The 19,977-nt window shown below is 45.4% G+C and carries 22 protein-coding genes; 7 read left to right on the top strand and 15 right to left on the bottom strand.

Annotation, left to right across the window (positions count from 1 at the left end; all coding sequences use genetic code 11):
• Positions 1–30: 30 nt before the first annotated feature.
• From L7E55_RS07600 to L7E55_RS07575, 6 genes are all read right to left on the bottom strand, one after another.
• A complete protein-coding gene (locus L7E55_RS07600) occupies positions 31–351 on the bottom strand; it encodes a hypothetical protein (RefSeq protein WP_277443518.1) in 321 nt (106 codons plus the stop codon).
• 1 nt (position 352) lies between these two features.
• Positions 353–1,498 carry an AAA family ATPase gene (locus tag L7E55_RS07595; protein WP_277443517.1) on the bottom strand — a complete coding sequence of 382 codons (1,146 nt, stop codon included), beginning with the start codon at positions 1,496–1,498 and terminating at the stop codon, positions 353–355.
• Positions 1,499–1,603: 105 nt separating this feature from the next.
• Positions 1,604–5,050, bottom strand: a complete 3,447-nt coding sequence (pglX, locus tag L7E55_RS07590; protein WP_277443516.1) for a BREX-1 system adenine-specific DNA-methyltransferase PglX — start codon at positions 5,048–5,050, stop codon at positions 1,604–1,606.
• A gap of 27 nt (positions 5,051–5,077) precedes the next feature.
• Positions 5,078–8,623, bottom strand: coding sequence for a BREX system P-loop protein BrxC (brxC, locus tag L7E55_RS07585; RefSeq protein WP_277443515.1), 3,546 nt, complete (start codon positions 8,621–8,623; stop codon positions 5,078–5,080).
• 65 nt (positions 8,624–8,688) lie between these two features.
• Positions 8,689–9,246, bottom strand: a complete 558-nt coding sequence (locus tag L7E55_RS07580; RefSeq protein WP_277443514.1) for a DUF1788 domain-containing protein — start codon at positions 9,244–9,246, stop codon at positions 8,689–8,691.
• 20 nt (positions 9,247–9,266) lie between these two features.
• On the bottom strand, positions 9,267–9,863 hold the full coding sequence (locus tag L7E55_RS07575) for a DUF1819 family protein (RefSeq protein ID WP_277443513.1): 597 nt from the start codon (positions 9,861–9,863) through the stop codon (positions 9,267–9,269).
• 450 nt (positions 9,864–10,313) lie between these two features.
• Between L7E55_RS07575 and L7E55_RS07570 the strand changes: the two genes are divergently transcribed.
• The 4 genes from L7E55_RS07570 to L7E55_RS07555 all read left to right on the top strand — a co-directional run bounded on the left by L7E55_RS07570 (position 10,314) and on the right by L7E55_RS07555 (position 11,506).
• Positions 10,314–10,538: a DUF1659 domain-containing protein gene (locus L7E55_RS07570; protein WP_277443512.1), complete on the top strand. Its 225-nt coding sequence runs from the start codon at positions 10,314–10,316 to the stop codon at positions 10,536–10,538.
• A gap of 50 nt (positions 10,539–10,588) precedes the next feature.
• Positions 10,589–10,816: a DUF2922 domain-containing protein gene (locus L7E55_RS07565; protein WP_277443511.1), complete on the top strand. Its 228-nt coding sequence runs from the start codon at positions 10,589–10,591 to the stop codon at positions 10,814–10,816.
• A gap of 114 nt (positions 10,817–10,930) precedes the next feature.
• Entirely contained in the window at positions 10,931–11,113 is a 183-nt protein-coding gene (locus tag L7E55_RS07560) for a YvrJ family protein (protein WP_277443510.1), read from the top strand.
• A 96-nt stretch (positions 11,114–11,209) separates the two neighbouring features.
• Positions 11,210–11,506, top strand: coding sequence for a YcbK family protein (locus L7E55_RS07555; protein ID WP_277443509.1), 297 nt, complete (start codon positions 11,210–11,212; stop codon positions 11,504–11,506).
• Between the two features lie 140 nt (positions 11,507–11,646).
• Here L7E55_RS07555 and L7E55_RS07550 read toward each other — a convergent pair whose 3' ends face one another.
• The 4 genes from L7E55_RS07550 to L7E55_RS07535 all read right to left on the bottom strand — a co-directional run bounded on the left by L7E55_RS07550 (position 11,647) and on the right by L7E55_RS07535 (position 13,582).
• Positions 11,647–11,814 carry a hypothetical protein gene (locus tag L7E55_RS07550; protein ID WP_277443507.1) on the bottom strand — a complete coding sequence of 56 codons (168 nt, stop codon included), beginning with the start codon at positions 11,812–11,814 and terminating at the stop codon, positions 11,647–11,649.
• A gap of 62 nt (positions 11,815–11,876) precedes the next feature.
• The gene (locus L7E55_RS07545; protein ID WP_277443506.1) at positions 11,877–12,449 is read right to left on the bottom strand and encodes a PIN domain-containing protein; all 573 of its coding nucleotides are present in this window, start codon (positions 12,447–12,449) and stop codon (positions 11,877–11,879) included.
• Positions 12,433–13,224: an ImmA/IrrE family metallo-endopeptidase gene (locus L7E55_RS07540; RefSeq protein ID WP_277443505.1), complete on the bottom strand. Its 792-nt coding sequence runs from the start codon at positions 13,222–13,224 to the stop codon at positions 12,433–12,435. The genes L7E55_RS07545 and L7E55_RS07540 overlap by 17 nt, the downstream gene beginning before the upstream one ends.
• Complete coding sequence (locus L7E55_RS07535; protein WP_277443504.1) at positions 13,217–13,582, bottom strand: helix-turn-helix domain-containing protein; 366 nt, start codon at positions 13,580–13,582, stop codon at positions 13,217–13,219. The genes L7E55_RS07540 and L7E55_RS07535 overlap by 8 nt, the downstream gene beginning before the upstream one ends.
• Before the next feature lie 401 nt (positions 13,583–13,983).
• Between L7E55_RS07535 and L7E55_RS07530 the strand changes: the two genes are divergently transcribed.
• Positions 13,984–16,092, top strand: a complete 2,109-nt coding sequence (locus L7E55_RS07530) for an ATP-dependent DNA helicase (protein WP_277443503.1) — start codon at positions 13,984–13,986, stop codon at positions 16,090–16,092.
• A 544-nt stretch (positions 16,093–16,636) separates the two neighbouring features.
• Here L7E55_RS07530 and L7E55_RS07525 read toward each other — a convergent pair.
• The 3 genes from L7E55_RS07525 to L7E55_RS07515 all read right to left on the bottom strand — a co-directional run bounded on the left by L7E55_RS07525 (position 16,637) and on the right by L7E55_RS07515 (position 18,247).
• The gene (locus tag L7E55_RS07525; protein WP_277443502.1) at positions 16,637–17,101 is read right to left on the bottom strand and encodes a hypothetical protein; all 465 of its coding nucleotides are present in this window, start codon (positions 17,099–17,101) and stop codon (positions 16,637–16,639) included.
• A gap of 523 nt (positions 17,102–17,624) precedes the next feature.
• Positions 17,625–17,750: a hypothetical protein gene (locus L7E55_RS07520; RefSeq protein WP_277443501.1), complete on the bottom strand. Its 126-nt coding sequence runs from the start codon at positions 17,748–17,750 to the stop codon at positions 17,625–17,627.
• 107 nt (positions 17,751–17,857) lie between these two features.
• Positions 17,858–18,247 (bottom strand): hypothetical protein, encoded by a 390-nt coding sequence (locus L7E55_RS07515; protein ID WP_277443500.1) that lies wholly within the window; start codon positions 18,245–18,247, stop codon positions 17,858–17,860.
• Between L7E55_RS07515 and L7E55_RS17710 the strand changes: the two genes are divergently transcribed.
• Together L7E55_RS17710 and L7E55_RS07510 are read left to right on the top strand one after the other, a co-directional pair.
• On the top strand, positions 18,197–18,337 hold the full coding sequence (locus L7E55_RS17710) for an SWIM zinc finger family protein (protein ID WP_420852023.1): 141 nt from the start codon (positions 18,197–18,199) through the stop codon (positions 18,335–18,337). The two genes, L7E55_RS07515 and L7E55_RS17710, sit on opposite strands and share 51 nt — an antisense overlap.
• 316 nt (positions 18,338–18,653) lie before the next feature.
• On the top strand, positions 18,654–19,142 hold the full coding sequence (locus L7E55_RS07510) for a hypothetical protein (protein WP_277443499.1): 489 nt from the start codon (positions 18,654–18,656) through the stop codon (positions 19,140–19,142).
• 84 nt (positions 19,143–19,226) lie between these two features.
• Here L7E55_RS07510 and L7E55_RS07505 read toward each other — a convergent pair whose 3' ends face one another.
• Positions 19,227–19,517, bottom strand: a complete 291-nt coding sequence (locus L7E55_RS07505) for a hypothetical protein (RefSeq protein WP_277443498.1) — start codon at positions 19,515–19,517, stop codon at positions 19,227–19,229.
• Entirely contained in the window at positions 19,517–19,867 is a 351-nt protein-coding gene (locus L7E55_RS07500; RefSeq protein WP_277443497.1) for a hypothetical protein, read from the bottom strand. The genes L7E55_RS07505 and L7E55_RS07500 overlap by 1 nt, the downstream gene beginning before the upstream one ends.
• Positions 19,868–19,977: the final 110 nt, after the last annotated feature.

Genomic DNA, 19,977 nt, shown 5'->3' with positions numbered 1-19,977 from the left:
AATACACTATAATTTTATTACAATTCGATTTCATAAGGGTGAAATAAATGAGGCGGCATTTCTGTGTTCGATCAATTCCACAACCGCGTGCTCCAATCTTCTTAACGATCTGGATCTTGGCAAAGCAATGTCCAGGTCAATCATCCTTGTCATAGGCAGTTGGTCCAGAGTCTCCTTGTAAATCCTGCCACTTTGGAAATTACGGCTTAGCCAGCCCTTCACTCCAACTAACGATTCAATCCGGTCATCATCGAAAGTAAGCCCAGGGGTTAAACCCGGCCGATCTCCCAGCATCTTGGGGACAGCATCCACCTCGCCGTCGCCCTCGACAACGGGGACAATAGCACCCATCCTACCGCACCCCCTCGTCCGCCCGCCTGTTCAACCCCTCCAGCCTCAGCAAATCACCCGCGGAAAAGAGCCGCTGCTCGATAACCCGGCGCTGCGTTTCGTCTATCTCATTAATTAAAGTAACACCGTCTAATTTTTCAACGGCTCTCAACGAATCGACAGGCAGCCGGCTGATCAAGTCCGGGCTGTGAGTGGTTAATAACAATTGGGTGCGCGTGCCGGCTTCCAATAATATATCCGAAAGCACTGCCAGAGCGCCGGGGTGAATGGTCAGCTCCGGTTCCTCCACAGCAAGTAAAGACATGGAAGGATCGTGGTAGATAGCCGTTAACAAACCAAGTACTCTGAGGGTGCCGTCCGATTCCTGCGAAACGTCAAACCAGTGATCTTCATTAAGACCGGTATGCAGGAATTTGATGACCAAATATCCCCCAATTTGTTGAACCTGGAAATCCTTAATATCGGGAACAACCTTACTTAAAGCCGATTTGATATCCGGCAGCCACTTGCTGCCCTGTTTTTTCATGTTTTTTAATATAGCAGCCAGGTTGGAACCACGCTCTTCCAGTGATATTTCGATTCCACCCGGATTCTGAGGGTAACGGATGGTATCGGGAAAAATTGAACAGAATCCGGTATTCACAAGAGCGGAACGCACATAAGAAAACGGCTCTGTCCCACCGATGGCACTAAGGACAAAAGAATCTTCATTCACGGGCGGGGTTAAACCTGTACTCACCGGTTTGACTGGAACACCTTTCTCATACAGGTATTCAGCATTTTTTTTCCTCCAGTTAACAGTGCAGTACTCTTTTTTTACACTAATCCGACCGTCTCTTTCACTTTTCAGTGTAAAACCGTATTTCGCACTAAAAGGATTATCTGTTTTATTTCCTTTAAGATTGAACTCCATTAATACATCATGAGGATTTTTTTTCGGAGACCACCTACGAAGCATGGCAATACCGTGCCGCTTCTTGATTGCCGAATCAAGGCCGAGTTGTAAAGCTTCCGACACAAACCTTATTGCATCGATAAGATTACTTTTGCCGGACCCGTTTGGACCAACCAATACAGTAAGATTACCCAAATTAAGGGTGACATCACCCAGGCTCCGGTAGTTCTTAACATGAATTTCGGTAATCATATATCAATCATATCCTTCTCCCAGAATTGTTCATCTCTCAAGAATGATAAATGTCATACGGTATAAACCGACTACGCCATAGTTTCCCCAAAACATAAGGTCTTTTTACTTTATGGATGAAAGCAGAGGCTGCAGCTTGGCGTAATTGGCAACGACACCGTCGTCTAAATCCAGGGCAATGCGCTGATTGGCGTAGTCCGCCAATAACTTATCGTAATCAATGAGTTCCCGCTGCCGGGCCCGCACTTCTTCCAGGCGTTTGTTGGTCGCCGTTTTCTCAGCCCGGCTCAAGTCCGGCTGCTCCAAGCACTGCAAGAGCAACTGCTCTTCGTTGGCGTACTTGACTTGCATTTCCTGCAGGTAATCCAGGCGCATTTTAGCCAGGGTCTGCGGGTTGTAGCGGTGGAGGTAGACAAGGGCGCGGAAGCCTTTCTTCCGGCCGGAATCAAAAAGCCAGTAGATGGGCCGTTTTTGGTATATTTTCAAGTGATCCTTGTAGAACTCCTCCATGAAGTAGCGACGCAGCCGTTCCAACGGCGTCTCGTTGTTCTTCATGGTCAAGGACTCGGCCAGCCAGTAGAGATTCTCCTGTAGAGTCTCTTTACCGAAAGTGACTTCCAGGAATTCAGCCAGGCGATCCATGATGTCGTCGTCAAAGTAACTCTTATCGGTAATAGGCAGGATACCGTCATGGTCGGGCTGGAAGCGCCGGTATTTGGACGAATCAAATTCGCCCCCGGCATAGGCCAAGCCGGGTACATCCAGGGAGTAGCGCCCCATCATGCAGCCGATGGCGTAGGAAAGAAACGACTTCGCGTCCCGCTCCCGGTCGGCCCGGCGCACGGTGATTTCTTCATCGGGAACTTCCGGAGTAAGTTCGTCCTCCAGGCCGTATATTTTGATGAAGATGCGGTTTAGTTCTTCTTCGTTGGCCTGTAGTTGGCGGAACTGGGTTTCAGCGTGGTCTGCCCAGTTTTGGAAAGCCTGGTTAATAAGACATGTGTCCTTTTGATAGGTTAAGAATGGATGGAGTTCGAAGTCCCAAGATGTTTCGAAGGAGTTCCAGTCATTCTTCGAAAGATACACATTCTCTAGAACTAATTTGCTAATGGAAGAGCTATTTTGATAAATAACAGGTATTCTTTTTATATCACCAACTTGAAAATGTAGAGTAGCATTTAATATTTTAAGTTTAGCCACCGAAATTTTTGAACAAAGTAAGCCTAAGAAGAATTCAATATCTCCATTTAGAGGGAAAGCCATAGAACCAGAAACATCAAATAAAAACCCTTGTGGTAAAAATCTTACACCAAAATAGCTCGAACTAACATCAGACCAGGTAATCCCTTTACGAAAATAATAATCTTGATTACGAATTACTGATGGTTTGAAATCCCTAATTTCTTTTCCATCGTTTTCCCAATTTATTATGTATTCTTGATTCCCATACCATTTCCTAAATGAACCTCCCTTGTTGTAAGGAAACCACCTTAATTTGATTTCTTTTGCACTTTCTCTATTCTTTAATGCAAATCCAATACAAGTAAATAATACTTCATACCAAAGTCGAAGGAAACGATCGTTATCACCTGTTTGTAATCCAACTCTTGGTTCTGCAACAGCTCCCAACTTTGGATTCTCCCTAAAAATTCGCCGTACTCGTTCCGATGACCAATAGGCAATGGGAGAACCGGGGATATCTGGAAAGCTCCTACTGTCGAAGACATACCGATAAGGAACACCCAAATCTAGTACAGCTTCCTGCACTTTTACCGGCTGTAGCTCCGCTCCCCGGAATTCAGTAAGACGAATAAATTCCCCAATTATATGCCCACTATGGTTCTGGATCACAAAGGTGCAAATAGGTACGGTAGCTTCTTCAAAAGCTGAATATTCAAGTTGTATCAAACTAGAAATACTCTGGTTATTAATAATATATAGACGTAGTTTTTCATGAGTGGTAATAAACATCCATGTATAAGGTGACATCATACCACAATAACCATAAGGAAGCGTCATTCTGGTACAACGGTAAATAAATGCCGAGTAAAGATCAGCCTTATAGTCTGCATAGTGCTCCTGGATAAACTTTTTCATCTCCGGGTTGTACTTGTTGTGGTACGGCGGGTTGGTCACAACAACGTGATATTTTTTCGAGAGAATACTTGCCTGGGTGAATAGTGGAATTAGCTTTTCTTTTAGTTCTTCCACTTTTCTACGTTCAAATAAATCTTCCACTCCTTCATCCAAACCTTCCAGCCGACGTAGATAGTCCTCATAATCAAGGTCTGGAGGCACAATAAGTGACCCGAAACTTTTAGCGTTAGAAAACTGCTTAACCAGCTCTTTGATTTCCTTTATCTCATTCTCATTCTTGCAAAAACACTCAAGGGCTTCATCAGATATTGTTTCAGCATCTTTAAAATCATAAATATTAAGTTTGATTTCCCGCCGGAACAACCGACGGTCTTTTGACCTTGCTTTCATCAGCAGGGCAAAACCCGCCAGTTGCGCAGCACGCTTATCAATATCCAGCCCATAGAGATTTTGGGTGAGTATTAAAGCCGGTATTTCCCTGGCAGGATAGCCTTGAGACTCATACATGTCATAGAGCAGATCAAAGGCATATACCAGGATGTGACCGGAGCCGCAGGCCGGATCAAGGATTTTTATGCTTTCGAGCTCAAGATACTCGGAAGCACTAATGCTTTTACTTTTGGCGTGTAGATAATATTCCCATTTTTCGATCAAGCTGCATTCCGGATTATGATCGTGCCATAGCTTACCCAGGGAGTTTTGCACCATGTACTGGACAATCCACTTAGGTGTAAACAACTGTGTAGCCGCAGGCAGGTCTTCCTTCGCCACAGTGCCTTTGTTCATGCCTACTATCTGTTTCTGCTTTTCTGAAATGTAATACTGGTACATCCACCCGATAATCTCTACTTCCCTAAAATCATCTTCATCAATTTCACTAACCAAACGGCTAATCACTGAATCAGTATGTAATAGCGGCGCGGGTATTAGTAACTCGGTATAGTCGTTAATCTTTTCAAATAAAAAAGGCATGATCCGGCTTAGTTGGTTACACTGGGCGATCAGCAAATGGCGAAAGGCAGCCTCGTTATCCCCCTTTTGCATTTTTTCCTGTACGAAAGATTCTTCAAAAGGAAAGTCCAACTCCCGGTACATGGTCAGGACATCAGGGTCCACCTTGCCCGGCGTTTGACTGGAAAGAACGCGGATTTTGGAAGGTAGGTAGTCGTTCACTTCCATAAAGCGTAGGGCGACAAAGCGGTTGAACCAGGTGTAGGCCACTTCCTCCACTACCTGTTGAAAACCCTTTTTTTCAATTTCCTTTTGTAATGTTTTATAGGGTCTTTCAAAGCTCTTGGGATAGCGTTGACTGTTAATGATTACATAATCGCTTCCAACTTCTATTTCCCCCGGGCCTTTCGGGGTGATGCCGAAGCTCTGCGCCCGCAAAGCCACCTGGCTGATCAGCTCTTTCCGGGCATATGTGGCCACGTTTTTAATTGCGGTCTTATTCACTTATCAGTTCCTCCCGGCCATTTATTTCTATCTGCGCAGGACAAGGATATTGTCTTTCATCAGTTGACGCAATTGATTACGCAGACCTTCAATCACCTTGTTTAGTTCCTCTTCATTTTCTATTTCTACTACCGGCGCGGTTAGAGCAAGAGTCAGCAGGTCTAGGCCGGACAACACCTTTTTACTTTTAACGGGAGTATCGCCGGCAGAGGGCTTCGGCTTTCGTTTTTGCAAAGTATACTGGATCTGCGATTTTATCTGCTCCAGCGCGTTCTTGGCCAGGGTGGGCACGGCGATAAGCTGGGTAATGCTGTCGGTCTCCCGGTACTGGCGAATTTGCTGGTCAATGTTATTTTGCCCTTGCTTGATAATAGATTCGATTTCGGGGTCGGCGCTGTACTGCTCCGTCATATCCGCCACCACTGACTGGATGCTCTCCAATTCAGGCATGTATGTCCGCCGCTGTTCATCCAGTACCTGCCGCAGGCCGTCATTCAGCCGCTGTAGTAAAATGGGCAATTGGCTGATCTGCTTGTAGGGTTCTTTATGACGCAAGATAGTCTCAATTTCGTGCTTGATCGTTTGTAGTTCAATATTTCCAACGGCGCTTTGCAAATCTGTCTTTCTTTGCCGGAGCGCCTTCACAGCTCCGTCAAAGTGCTCAATGGCCTTGCCGAGGTAAAACGACTTCAGGTCTTCCAGCTGGTCAAACCATTCATCCAACTGGTCCTCCAGGTCAAACAACTCTTTAATTAATTGCTCGTCATCTTTTCTGGACAGCAGGGCTTCCACCGTTCTCTCCAAATGCAAAATATCACTAGACCCGGGGTAAGGGAACTCTAAAGACTCCTGCCGCCGCCGCTGCTGGATTTCCCGGAGGGGCGCCTGCATCTGCTCCTCCACCCTGGCGCGAATCACACCAGCCACTTCTTCATAGGTGTCCCCCAAAGTTTGCCGGCCAAAGTATTCACGCATGATGCCGCTTAATTTTTTGCGAACATCGGTGGGAATCGCCACCTCAAGTTCCACAACGACCTTTTCCCGCTCGGTGGTCTTGGTCAGGCGGGAAACGAATTCGGGATGAGTAGTATTAAACCGCTCACCCAGATAGGACAGCTTAACCTTTCCTTCATATAGCAATATTGTAACGATGCCGGCCAGGTCCCAGTCCGTCCAGCCGTAAGGGACGCCCGTAAAACGCTCCACAATGGCCTTCATGGTCGGACGCGCATATTTTCCTTGCTGTTCTTCCAGGTAGCGCATGACTTCATCCAGGGCCAACTGATTGGGCAGCGTTCCGTCAAGACGCTGTTGAATGCCTTTTGTCGCCCATTCTTTAATCTGCTGGGCGGCGTTTTTCAATTCAATTTTATGATCGATATAATGATGCTTGGTAAAGGTATTACGTACCAGGATCTCAAAGGCCCGGTCAATCTGCGCCGCCGGTTCACCGTTAAAGGTGTATGATTGCCCCTCAATGTAAAACGTGGCCCGGCGGCTCGCTTCTTTTAGCGCTTCCCGGCCTATTCCCTCAAATTCACTGATCTCACCGCGCTTCTGCTCAATAACTCTTTCCTGAGTTTTGGTCAGGTTTACCGAACTTTTGCGGTTTAGATAGCCGGCGATTTTAACGGCGTATTCAAAGGGCTCGCTAAAATTGGGCCCGTCTTCCGGCAGGCGCACGACCAGGACTCCGTTGGTGGCCTTAAGCATGGCTTCCATCTCCGGGATGGGTTCCGAGTACAACTGCAGGGTCAGGGGATGCTGGGCCACTCCCAGGGTATAGCTGTCAAACCGCCGGTTAAAGTCAAAATCGCGGCCGCTCGCGTGGCGGTAGCGTGTCTGCGGGTAGATCTCGTTAAAAAATACTTTGGTCATGTCTTGCAAAACTTTGGCCTGGTCAAGGGTAGTGTTTTTGATCTCCTGGTTGATCTCCTGCTCTTCATCACTCAGGAAGGTGTATGTCTGATCGGCATTCTGCTGAATAAGCACATGACGGATCAACTTATCCAGCGCCCGTGAAACCTGCCGTTCTATTTCGTTTTTAATCGCGTCCACACTATTAAGAAGCAGCGTGGTGATGTTCTCCAGACTGGCCGGAAAGCCCTCGATGCCTTTAATCATATAGAGAGTCCGCAGCACATCGAGATCAAAGGGCGCTATTCCGTCCTTGTCTTTAGCCTTGCGGATCGTGCTCTTGACCGAGGTATCCAGAAAGCTTTCCAGCGTTCCATAAAACTGGGCGAAGGTGGCCAGGCGGCCGGTATCCTCTTCTCCCAGCAAAAGCGCTACTTCCTGAAAGGCGTTTAAAAGTGAGCGCTCACCACGGGACAGGTGTTTGCCGGCCTCGCCCTGGATGCGGATTTTATCAAATACTTTTTGCAGGAGGTCGAACTGATAGGGCACAAAGGGGTAGCCGGCAACAAAGTCTGCGGCAGACTTGTAGCCCGAGCGCAAGGCGCCGGTATTGCCGTCGAAGGACAGCATATTGCGCAGGGATTGCTCCCTAACCTCGTAATCAAGCTGCAGGGTTTGTCCGGCCACCTCTGTTTTGGCCAGCAGGCGCCGTTTGATGACCTCGTCCGTGTTGGCGCTGGAAAGGTTCAAGCGGGTGGAGAACCGTCCCTGGATCTTGGAGAAATCCTCCCCGCGCACTTTGGTCACGGCGTCGATTTTCTCCTGGGAAGTGACTATCACCCAGACCCGGCCTTGCGCATAGTTACCCAGGTCTTCCACAACGGTCTGCAGGTTGAGCATGAGTTCCCGGTTATCGCCGATGTACTGGCCGATTTCATCCACCAGGAAAACCAGGCGGTAGTCTTTTCCCCGCTTCCGGCAGTAACCGGCGATGAGTTTGGCCAGGTCTTCGGAAGTTATTTCAAAGGTGTCTTTCATCCCTTTCAGGAAAGTTTTAGACGCCTCCTCATCATAGCCGATAGCCTGCATGGCCCGGAAGAAATCTTTTTGTTTAAGCAAGATATAGTCGCGGGACTCTTCCCATGACTTGCCGCTATTTTGGGCAAAGGCGGCTTTAAACTCCCCGTACCGGCCTTCCCGTTCCAGATGGCGCTCGATCCCGGCGATCCAGGCCATGCTGGAGTAACCCAGGTGCTCGTTAAAAACTTTCAGGAAAACATCAACGATTTTCTGCTTTTCATTCTTCGAGCCGGTGGCGCTTTTAGAGTCGATGTTAAACAGCAGCGCGTCGCTTTCCACAGAGGCAGCGGTAAAGATAAGATTAAGCAATTCCGGGCGGATGTCTTTGTCCCGAAAAAAATCTACCGCCCTTTTGCCTTTTACAGTACAGTTGCTTAATAGATAAGATAATATTTTTAGCAAATGAGATTTACCGGAACCAAAGAACCCGGAAATCCACACGCCCATTTTGCTTGTCGGCTCGCTCAGCGCGGCCGCATAATGGCTATAAAAAGTTTCTAAATTACCTGCCAGTTCATCGGTAACGACATACTCGTCCAATTCCGTGTAAATGGATTCTTCGTCGAGCTGTCCGGCCTGGATCACTCCATTGATATTCCGCCGGATACTTTTCTGGAATAAGTCTTTAATTTTCAAAAATAATCACCCCTATTACTATTGCAAATCCTTATTTTTATTTCTATCTCTATCTCTATTTATTTCTATTTGGCAGGCTCGATGCGAAAAGCGCGGTAGTAGTTATCGTCCTTATAAATGTTAAACAGGCTAAGTTCCGAGCCGTTATAATTCCCCGGGTAGAACATGACCACCGGTATGTCCGTCATATACTGGTGCAGGCGATTTAAAATGTTATGGGAGCGCATCATCGGGTAAATGCTGCCTACACCGGTGAGAAACAGGACATCCGCGCCCTGAGCCTTTTGGGCAATTGCCTGAGCAAATTTTTCGCCTTCCAGCGTCGGCTGAAGCGCGTCAAAAAGCTCGGCTGTCCCTTCCCCGGCTTCCATTTCCAGCAGTGTTTCGATACCCACGTCCTGCTCATACAGCTCCAGAAGCAACTGATATAGGTTTATTTCAATGATTTTCAATTTCACTCTGCTTTTGACATACTGGATAAAGGAACGGACGGCCAATTCTTTCTCGGGGGCGTAATCGAATATAAAGTAAGGAATTTCATTGCCCAGTCCCTTCTTTTCGAGAAAATGCGGCTGCTGGATATAGTCGGTAAAATGATCCATCCGTTTTTGCAGCTCATCCACTTTGAAGCTCCCCTCTCTTCCTAAGCATTTAACATAAGGGCTGTAAAATCATTGTATTTTGGCTCAGTATCAACAAAAGCCCGTAATTCAGCGCCAAGCAGTACAGGGGTAATAAGCCAGTAATCGTTTTGCGACTGCAGCAGGCCGCACTCGGTCAGGAAACGCAGCATGACCTGCCGCAATTTCTTTTTGGTTTCTGGCGACCAGTCGGCGACTATTTGGCTTTGCTCTCCTTTATATTCAAAGAAACTGACTACTTCGCCCGCGGGCAGACGATTTTTATGGTTCAGCCAGTGATGGCGCAATATCTCCAGGACAAACTCACGCGGCAAACGGTAACTCTTTAGGAAGGAGTAAAGCAAAACGGCTAACCGGTCATGGCGCTGGTTTTCTAAAAACATCCGACGTAATACCGGGTCCAGGAAACGCAGCCTGCGGTTTATTACTTTTAACGCGGCGATGATAGTGTTTTGACGCTTCATCCGAAAAAGGTTTTCCTCTATCACTTGTGCTCGTATTTCAACCGGGCTCTTTCCTTCTCGTTCGAGCCTCAGGAAAATTCTCATTTCGTTTTGCAGCAACCACTCAGACGTAAAAGCAGCCGAATATTGTTGCAATACTATGCACCTGCTTACATTTTTTTGTATTTAATAGTCTACCAGTTTGTTAGGATTAAAAATCTATTGTTAATATTGTATAAACCTATAACAATTTCCTGCTTTTTTATTACCAAAACAGTATTATGTCTGACGATGACAGGATAACAGCACAGGTTTTTCATTAAAACTATAAGCTTACCACTTATTTTATATCTTTCCTATTGATATCTGGTTGTCATAATGCAAAAAATATTTCTTAATAATTTTTAAAAAGTGACGGTGTTGCTTTTGCCATTCAATATAAACAAGTAAAAATAAATACTACCATAAAAGTCACTATTGACAAACATATGTACGTAATTTAAAATATTACTGACCGGTAAATCTTGCCGGTCTTTTTATTTTTCTACGGGCGGGCTCCTGCTTACCGGTCGGAGCCCGCTCAAAAAAGAAAGGGGGAAAAAGAATATGGCGGTAAATAAAGTCCCCAATAATTCCATCATTAGGCTCGAATTAAGAACTGGGACGAGTGGCAGCGGTAATCCGATATTACGGGATAAAAGTCTGAACAGCGTAAAATCGACCGCTTCGGATCAAGATATTTATGATGTGGCCACTTCCCTTGCCAATCTGCAGAACTACCCGCTAAACAGCATAAGCAGAGTGGATAACGCCCAATTGGTCAATGTTTAATTAAGCTATACCGGTAAGGAAATTTTTAAAAGAATAGAGGTGGAAAACCATTGGCGACAACTAAAACCCTTCGAATGGGCTTTAAGAATATGGAAGGTAAAACCGTTACTATCAGCCTTGATAATCCAAAGGATGATCTTACTGAAGCAACGATCACAACCGCTATGGATCTGATCATCGCGAGAAACATTTTTACCTCTTCCGGTGGAGATTTGGTAAGTAAATTAGATGCGAAGATTATTGAAACAACCACTACGGACCTTTATACACCTGCTTAAAAGCACTGTAGAATTGAATCTTGTTAAATAGACGAAAGGGGGGATTATTCCTCCCTTTTTCCGCAAGGATAGCCTTATATCCAGTATTACGTTAGTTGAAAGGGGGATGAATCTGTGGAAGATATCTTAAAGCTCACAGCCAATTACGGTTTTCCGATGGTAGTAGCCGGATATTTGCTTGTAAGGCTGGAGCCGATTATCAAAGATTTGCAAAAGAGTATTAACTCGCTGACTATCGTAGTAGCTAAGCAAAGCGGGATCGAGGTAGAAGAAATCAGCAAAATTATCAATGGATAAGTAGGTGATTTGATGCTTTGCGTTAAAACAGCAGAGGAAGGGCAAAAATTAAGTGAGCATTTTCAGGCGAAGTAGTTTGCCTGCGGTTGTTGCGAGATGGTATTGGTTCACCCTGAACTTTTGCGCAAGCTTGAAGCCTTGCGCAATGTTGTGGGCGCTCCTGTTTACATCACTTCCGGCTACCGCTGCGCCGATCATAATAAGGCATGCGGGGGAGTTGAAAACTCCTACCATACTTTTGGAATGGCCGCCGATATTTATTCGGATGAAAAGAATGTTTATGAACTTGCTGAAATAGCGGAAAATGTGGGTTTTGACGGCATCGGTATTTACCCGGGTCAGGGTTTTGTGCATGTTGATGTAAGGGGATATCAGGCCAGGTGGGAAGGGTAAAAACCTACGGCCCTCTGAAGAAAAGAAGGAACGTAACATTTTAATATTAACCTGACAGGTAGTGTTATCTGTTCCGCAGCCTGAGCTGCAACAGCCGGCTGCGGAACGCTTGTCAAAATCCGGATTGGTCAGGTTAGTTTTTATTTTTCTTTGCGCACACCTTTAAAAGGAGAATCACCAGAGGTCTTTTGGTCCATGAAACGGCCGGTTTCAGCGTCCCGCTTCACCCAATTGCCATTGGGTGCCTGAAACTGGGAGCGTCCGTCAACGGCGCCCTTGCGGAAGCCCTGCCCCGTGTTTTTAGCCATACGATGCACCTCCTTTCAGTGACTATTTAATCAATTTGAATAAATAGCATTATTAAGTTCAGCTATAACAATCCCAACTCGCGAAACCGCTTTTGAGCCCGTCTAATTAAGTCGCTGAACGGGGTTTTTATCGGGTATGTAACGACAGTGTTAATTCTTTCAAAGACCTTTTCCGCTTCTTGTGGGGTCATGATTTTTTTTAGGATAGCCAAATAAAGTACTTCTACATGGGAGAGGCCTTTTACATTGGAATTATGTTCGATGATTCGCTTGGCAGATGCATCGTCAATCAGAAGGATAGAAATATTTAGCTCGTTAGCTAATGCAAAAGCTTCACGCTCCCCGTCATCCAAGGCGTGCTGAAATGAATGCATTGTGATGCCGATGAGTTCGATTTGATCTTCATTTAAGAATTCCCTATCGGTGATTGTGATTTTTTTAAGCCATTTATTTTCAAGCAGAGAATTAATATCGTCAACTTGCTTGTTAATTTTTCTAGTTACTTCTTCGTAAACTTTACCTGGAACGATTACTTCCGAAAAAATGTCTCCCAAGAGGCTTAAACTCCCGGCCTTATATAGTTTTATCATTACATCTGCGTCGCTTACGGCAACTCGGCTAGACAGGATCTTCATAGGCAAATCCCATTTCTTCTGGTTCTTGGTCCCAGAGTGCTAGTACACTACTTAATTTTTTAAAGCTGATTAGACCCTCCTTATAGTTTGAGTTTAAGGCAAGAATCAGGCTCTTGGGAATGACTTTGTTACAAGACGGGGTAATCAGGTCCATCACCCCGTACCTTCGGGCGAGTTGCTGCATCTGTGATATATTATCTTTAGCCCCCATTTTTTTTAAATGGCCGTATATTTTTGGTGTAATGATTCCATTTTTCAATAATGCATATAGCATAGCTGCATAGCTGACTTTGAAGGTACCCTGTAGGGCCATGACCGTGCCGTATGTTACACGGTGCTTGGAGCTAAATATCGAATAGTAAAAGTGGCGCACACCCTCGGCAGGCAATAAAAGGGCACCGGCAAACAGGTCTGCCAACACTTCTCTTTCATCTTCCGAGTCCTCGCCGGGCCGGCAAACCAATAATTTCAGATGTTCTTTGTCATAGAGAATATGACTGAGTTCATGGGCAGCAGAAAAAATCTGATGACCGTAAGGCATAGTCGTGTTGATATAAACTAAACAGTCATCCCCGCTCAGCGAAACAAATGCGGATAAATCAGAGCTTGGAGCGGGGTAACGCAGTACGATGACGTTCTTTATCCTGCGTTCGATCAATTCAAAGATATCCGATACTGGCTCAATGCCAAGGCCCCACGAGCGGCGTAGTTCGCTGGCGCGATCCTGTGCGATTAATTCCAGTTCTTTTCTCTTTTTGCTGCCTATCTTAGCCATTTGACTGCCTCCACAATTTTATCTGGCCCAATATTTCTTTGAAAATGTGCTCTATTTGCTCCACAGATTCCACCAACATCTTATCATCGCTTTTTTGCCTGGCGCGGAAACGTCCAACAAGGGTTTCCTCATCTTCTTCTCCTATATCCATCAATAGATCAGTTGAGACGCCCAAAATATCTGCAATTTGCCGAAGTTCCAAGCTGTTGATGGCTTTTTTGCCGCCTTCGATTTTGGTCACAACAGGTCGCGAAAGCCCTAGTTCAGTGGCTAATTGATCTTGGGACATGCCATGTTTTTCGCGCAATTCCCTGATCCTGGCGCCGATTTCAGAGAACGTCGGTACTCTCCTTTTCATTGAAAATCCTCCCCTCCTATGTAATATTATATTACCATAATATAATACATGTTGCAATAAATGTTCTAATGTGTTACTATCGTTTTTGGATATATTTTGTATTCCCAATATTAATCAAATATTAGTACAAGGAGGTTTTTGCTCATATGCGTGTTGAGGTACGGTGACGATGAAATCATGAAAATGGTTTTGGAAAAGCACACCCGCAAAATGTACCAGTTACCGGTTCCTATGATGCATTTTTAATCAGTTTTTTATAACAATGAAAGGAGAAAAAATTGATAAGAAATTGTCCTGATTGTAATAAATTACCTTTAAAATGCGTAAAAACTATCGGGAGTAATTTCGATTTAATCTGTGAATGTGGATATAAAAGGCGATATCTTTCAACAGAACTCTCTTTGGTAGAAATCAATAGATATATGTCTCAAGTGGAGCGCCTTAAACGAGCTGAACTAGATTTATTAACCCCAGAGCCCAAAAAAACTCCTGCATTAATATCTATACCGGAATACAACCATGAAATTCAGTCGCTTGACGTATTTGAACCTGTAAGTTTTAGTAGGGCATCTTTAATTAAACAAATTAAAAACGTTTTTAATAGCAAGGTAAAACCAAATTTACGTAATTATATTGAAAGACCTGGACAGATTGAATTATCAAGCAGAATTGCCGAAGCTTTAAAAAAAGACTCCATTCTATTGGCAGAAGCGGGTGTGGGCACTGGTAAATCTTTTTCTTACCTTGTGCCTATTACAATGGGCCTAGTAAGAGGGCCAATAGTGATAAGTACAAAAACGATAATCTTACAGGATCAGTTATACAGAAAAGACACCCGATTTTTTATAAAGCTATCACCCCACATATTACCCTTCCTCGCTAAAGGGCAATACCATTTTTTATGTAAAGATCGTTATAGAAAGGCGACATTCCCTAAGTCCGTTAATAAAGAAATTATTAAAATGTTAGATAATTGGGTTCAAAAAAATACTTATGGTGATCGCTCTGACGCTCCCTCTATGAATGATGAATTATGGGAAAGTATAAACGTTGAGGACTGCAGCAGAAAAGAATGTAATTATTTTGATTCATGCGGATTTATCCGCTATAAGGAAAGCCGGAGAAACTGGAATAATATCATTATCTGCAACCATGACCTACTGGTGGTTGATCTTATGCTGCGTGCAAGAGGAGAAAACGGTCTTTGGAAAATGCCCGGCGCGATAATTATTGATGAAGCCCACGGTTTAGCCGATTCATGCCGACAGGAGTTATCCCAAGAAATTAGTATACATGCTATAGAAAAATTATTAAAAAAAGCGTCAAAAAACAAACTGATTGCTTCTGTTGTCGACAGCAACTTTGGAAAGATTCAGATGATATTATCTGATTTTTTTACTTGCGTTCAGAAATACGCCAAGCATATAAATGAGAACCCTCGTTTTTTAATAGCTAATTCGAATGAAATAATTGAAAAAGGCACACATCTCGCCGAAGGTATAGCTAGAGTTGCTTCACAGATGGATTTGGCTTCGGGTTTGGTTCATGAAGATGAAAAGATGGACCGTGAAATCGAGCGGCTAACACGACCGATCGAGTTATTAAGGGAAAAATTGTTTCAATGGACGCAAAATCCTAATGATTATTTCCTCGCTGGCCAGTTTCAAAATAAAGATATTATTATAACAATAGCACCCGTCAGTGTTAGTCCTTTTTTATCAAAACACCTATGGATACAAAAAATACCGTTGATACTCACGTCAGGTACAATATCCGTAGAAGGTGATTTTAGTTTTATTAAGAATGAACTTGGTTTGTCTAACAACTGGAGAGTAACCGAATATGCTGGTCAGACATCTTTAACAGGGGAAGAAAAAGTTGGCTATTATTTCCCATGGGATTTACCTAAACCGAAAAAGGATCAAGACGATTTTACCGAGGCGGCAGCAGCACGAATTGCCGAATTACTTAAGATTACTAATGGGAGAGCCTTGGTGTTATTTACCTCCCATGACCGCATGGAAAAAGTGTTTTGCCATTTATACCGCAGGAACGATTTACCTTGGACTATACTTAAACAGGGTCAGGACAGTGTAAAGAACCTCTTAAATCAATTTCGTGATGAAGAGACTAGTATATTGCTCGCGACGGGTAGTTTTTGGGAGGGGGTTGATATTGTTGGCCCCTCTCTCTCGATGGTTATAATGGATAAGCTTCCATTCCCATCTCCTGATCCCCTAATAAAGACACTTGTTCGCAGGGAAAAAGAAGCTGGACGAAAACCCCTAGATACAGTCATATTTCCAGAAATGCTTCTTCGGTTAAAACAGGGGGCTGGGAGGTTATTGCGGAATGAAGACGATTGGGGTATTATTTCGGTTCTTGACGTCAGGATAGCTAACTATCATCAATTGGTTAATAAAGCTCTTCCACCTGGTGTTTTCTTTGATGATCTCACAAAACTAAAAAAATGGTACGAAGGGAAAAGAAAAAGTTTCTTAGCTGGTTAGTAAGAGATAGTGATATTTATAGTGTTACTGGCAACCACTTAGTTATTCATTTGGGTTAAAAGTTGACTTTGCCTGTTGTGAGTGATTTCACCTATCCAAGCAAGGATAGGAACAGAACCGGAGATTAATAACTTTTTAAACCAAATCCGCAGTCTAAGCTACAATAGCCAGGCTGCGGAACCCCTTCTTTATTAAAGAAGCAAAAGTCACTGTCCATGATAGTGACACGATAACCATCAAAGCTGAATATATATCACAAAATTGTTTAAAATCAGGTTATAAACCTCTTACACGAGGTCAACGGGTTTTAGTGGAGCACCGAAACAGGAAACCAATCGGCTTCGTTATCCTTGCGAAGATTGCAACTCGTTGTTTTCCGGAGTACCCACCGACGAGATTATACGTTATTTTTCGACCATCGATGGATCGTCCCAATTTTAAACTATCAAAATCGTTACTTAGCTATTTACCAATAAACTAGTAATAATCATCTTTTGAAATATCTCCCTTTTAAAAGGTGCGCTAGCTCAAGAACTGATTTGATTTAAAAGACTTTTCTTTCTATCACCAGATTCTTAAAGAACGTATAGTTCATTAAAGCTATAAAAAATATCATACCTACGCTAGATGTGAGTTCCTGCGATAAAAAATCAGAAGCCTTAAATACGTTCTCGTTGATTAAATATGGCTTTAGAATCCCTATTAAAGTGATAAGTCCCCATACATAAAAATTAAATAAATAACTTGCTTCAAAAAAACGAACAAATATCTTTTCTTTACGTCTTACTTTAAATATCAAATAGATTCCCAATGTTAATAAAAAATAAATAACGGAAATAAAGATCATGAACATAACAAAAGTGATTATTGATTGCTCTGGGGTAAAATGAATTATCTTTAAGAGTTCAAAACCAAGCAGAAAAGCAAAAGCAATAATCATAACATTTATAATAATAACGAGTCCAAAAAATAAAAGTATCGTATGAGCAATTGATAGTAAAAACTCCACTGGTAACTCCTTTAGCCGGGTTAGTTAATTTGTTTGGCTATTAGACTATCCAAGGTGTTTTGGATTATTTTAATGCGCCAACTATGTTCGATACATGGTAATGAATAATCAACTAAGTTGTATACTTCTACCGTTTAGATTAAATATCCTGCAGAAAATTGTTATTTATACATACTTCCACATGATTCTGCATTTCCATCGCCGCACACTAACTTCCGTAACATTACGCAGTGCACGAAAAGATCGGACCATCTAGGATTTCTTTCGTTTGCTGCCCCCCGCAGCTGCAACCGGGGGTCAGAAGGAAGCAGTTGACTGGCTGGCACCCGTCAACTGCCTTGATTATTTCAAGAGCGGCTGGGGTCAGCCGCCCGCCCCGGCCCAGCACATTATTTATGCTTAAGGGTCAGCCAGTCTAGGGCCGGTGGCTCTGCTCTGGGGTTAGCAGGAAGGCCCAGGCCGGCTTACGCCCGCCCGGGCCACTCCTGTGCCTGGCTCTGGTGGTCGATTTAAGCACGCCGGCTTACCGGCTGTCGGTGTCGGGCAGACTGCCTGATCTGGCCTCAAATGCTTGGCTTCGTATGTCAGCCAGCCCGGCCAAACTGCCCAGCACTAGGGTCCGTCCGAGCCTTTCTCCGGGGTCCTTCAACCCCCAGCCCCCAACCCCCGCCCCCAACCTTGGAAGCCGGGGTCTCCCGGCGCTTCGCTGTGCCGATGCGGACAGTCGCCTCCCTTTTCTCCCATTGTACCCGCTGCTTACCGGGCAGTATCAAGGGTGCGCTCCAAAAATATTTTTAGCCTGCGTGCGCCTTGCTTTTTAGTCAAAAATATTTTTTTCCGCCCTCCGGCCCTTGACACTGCCCGCCGCAGCTGGTTTGCATAGAGAAAAGGAGGCTGGTTTAGGTGAGAAAGATTCTTGCTAAGGTTGACGATGGCAGGCTGGGCAGGGCGGTTGCCGGGCTGGTGCGCAGAGAGTTGGTTGTTGAGGATGTCGCGCGTGATGGCGGTGAGACTCGTGCTGCGGTTCGCAGCATTGGGAAACGCGGGGTTAAGGTTTACAGTGTAGAGTTTCATGTTGCGGGCAGGGGGCACGCGGTGTTTTGCAGCTGTGACGATCGCAGGAAGCGCGGCGTGTATTGCAAGCACATCGCGGCTCTGGCCCTACACGAGCTGGGCGAAGCAGCGCACACACGCAGCGAGCACCGGCAACATCGGGGCCTGCTCCTGGATATGTAGGGGCAGGTCCCCTTTTTTGTCGGCAACCCAACCCCTGAGGGGCGGGGATTGGCGCGCGGCTGCGCGCCGGCTGCGGCGCATCCTCACCTGGGAGGGCCGCAGCTGCGACCTGGAAACCTTGAGCGCAAAACCTGGCTGCCAGGCGACCGGCAGCGGCCGGCAGCGCACGCTGTGCGTGGGCAACTTATTCCTGAAAGTGATCGGAACTGCGCTTGCCGGTTAGATAAAGCTCGGGAAAAGCGGTCCCATCCGGGTCTGGCCCTGGGGTCGAAGGTAGACACAAGCCGGCTACCGCCCGCCTGTGCCCTCATAAACCATGACGTGTATGCCGGCAGACTGCCAGTCAGGCCATCCGGGTCTGGCTTTGAAGTCAGCCAGCCCGGCAGACTGCCCGTCTTTGGGGTACTGGGCCTCCCGCCCGCGCCTGGCTACACCCGAGCCCTGGGGCTTGGCTTCGCGGGTCCGGGCGAATCCATGCGCCGGCTCCGGCCATTCGTGTTATCCTCACGGGTCCTGCTGCCACGTCGCCGGCTCGCCGGCCACGTTGGGTGAATCTTTGGGGTCCGGGACCTCCACCGGTCGCACGCAGCGCGCCCGGCTCCGGCCCCGCCACATCCACAGGTCGATCATCTTATACAAGGCAGGCCGGGCCGGGCAACTGCCCAGCCCTTTCGGCCGGCGGCAGGTTAGGCAAGCCCGGGACGCTCTCCCGGGTCTGCCGGCCGGCAAAGAGCGCGCCGGCCGGGCCAGCTTCGCCCATCGGGCGCGCCGCTTCCCGACGCTCTCAGCTGTCACATGGGGATGATGACGTGAAAAATTGTAATAAAAACTAATTTGCGTTTATCCTCACCTGTTAATTTGATCAGCAGATAACTTGCCCCTTCTTAACCTAAATGCGGCCGGGGAATACGATCACGTTTTCAGCTTCTTTTTCTTCCTTCTTTTGTCTTCTTTTATCTAAAATCTCGTTAATTCTTTTTACATTACTGCCGTCGTCCCCATCTCCCGGATACAGTTCAACTTCAGCGTTTTTGACAAAGTGAAATAAATCCCTGAGCTGTTCTATTTCTTTTATTTCTTTTAATGTTTCCTCATCTTGCCTGTCACAGTCTTCAATAAATCTCAAACTCATAGCCAAAGCTTTTCTTAGATTAAATAACTCATCCTTTGTTAAGAGCACTAAAACTCCCACCTCTTTTCAATTTTCTCGTTTTCACGCAAGGGTTCGTTTCCCTCAACAAAGCTGATAAACTCCTCATTCCCGGCAGTACCAATCAACTCCTGGCTGTTCTGCCCCTTTGCTCCCGCAGCCTGCTTCTTTGCATCGAAGTCAAACAGGTTAACCTGGACCGGGGTTAATTCTACTAAAACCTGCTCATTCGGTCTGAACTGCTTTAATTCTAAAAGGTTCTCGTCAGAAAGCTCGATGTCCTCCAGGATCACCCGGATGGACTGCTGCCAACCGTCTGTCAGCACCCGGTTGACAATCTCAATTTTCTTGATTCGCGCCTTAAAGTCTGCTTTTCTCATAGCTTCCTCCCTGTTATTTTACCATTTTTCCGGACCTTCTTTATCTTATTTACAGGATTAAATTTCCTGCCGCCAAACCCGCATTCTTCGCAGCTATTCACTCGCTTGTC

It is taken from the genome of Pelotomaculum isophthalicicum JI (assembly GCF_029478095.1).
GTDB classification, from domain to species: Bacteria; Bacillota; Desulfotomaculia; order Desulfotomaculales; family Pelotomaculaceae; genus Pelotomaculum_D; species Pelotomaculum_D isophthalicicum.
This window is presented reverse-complemented; position numbering and strand designations above follow the sequence as displayed.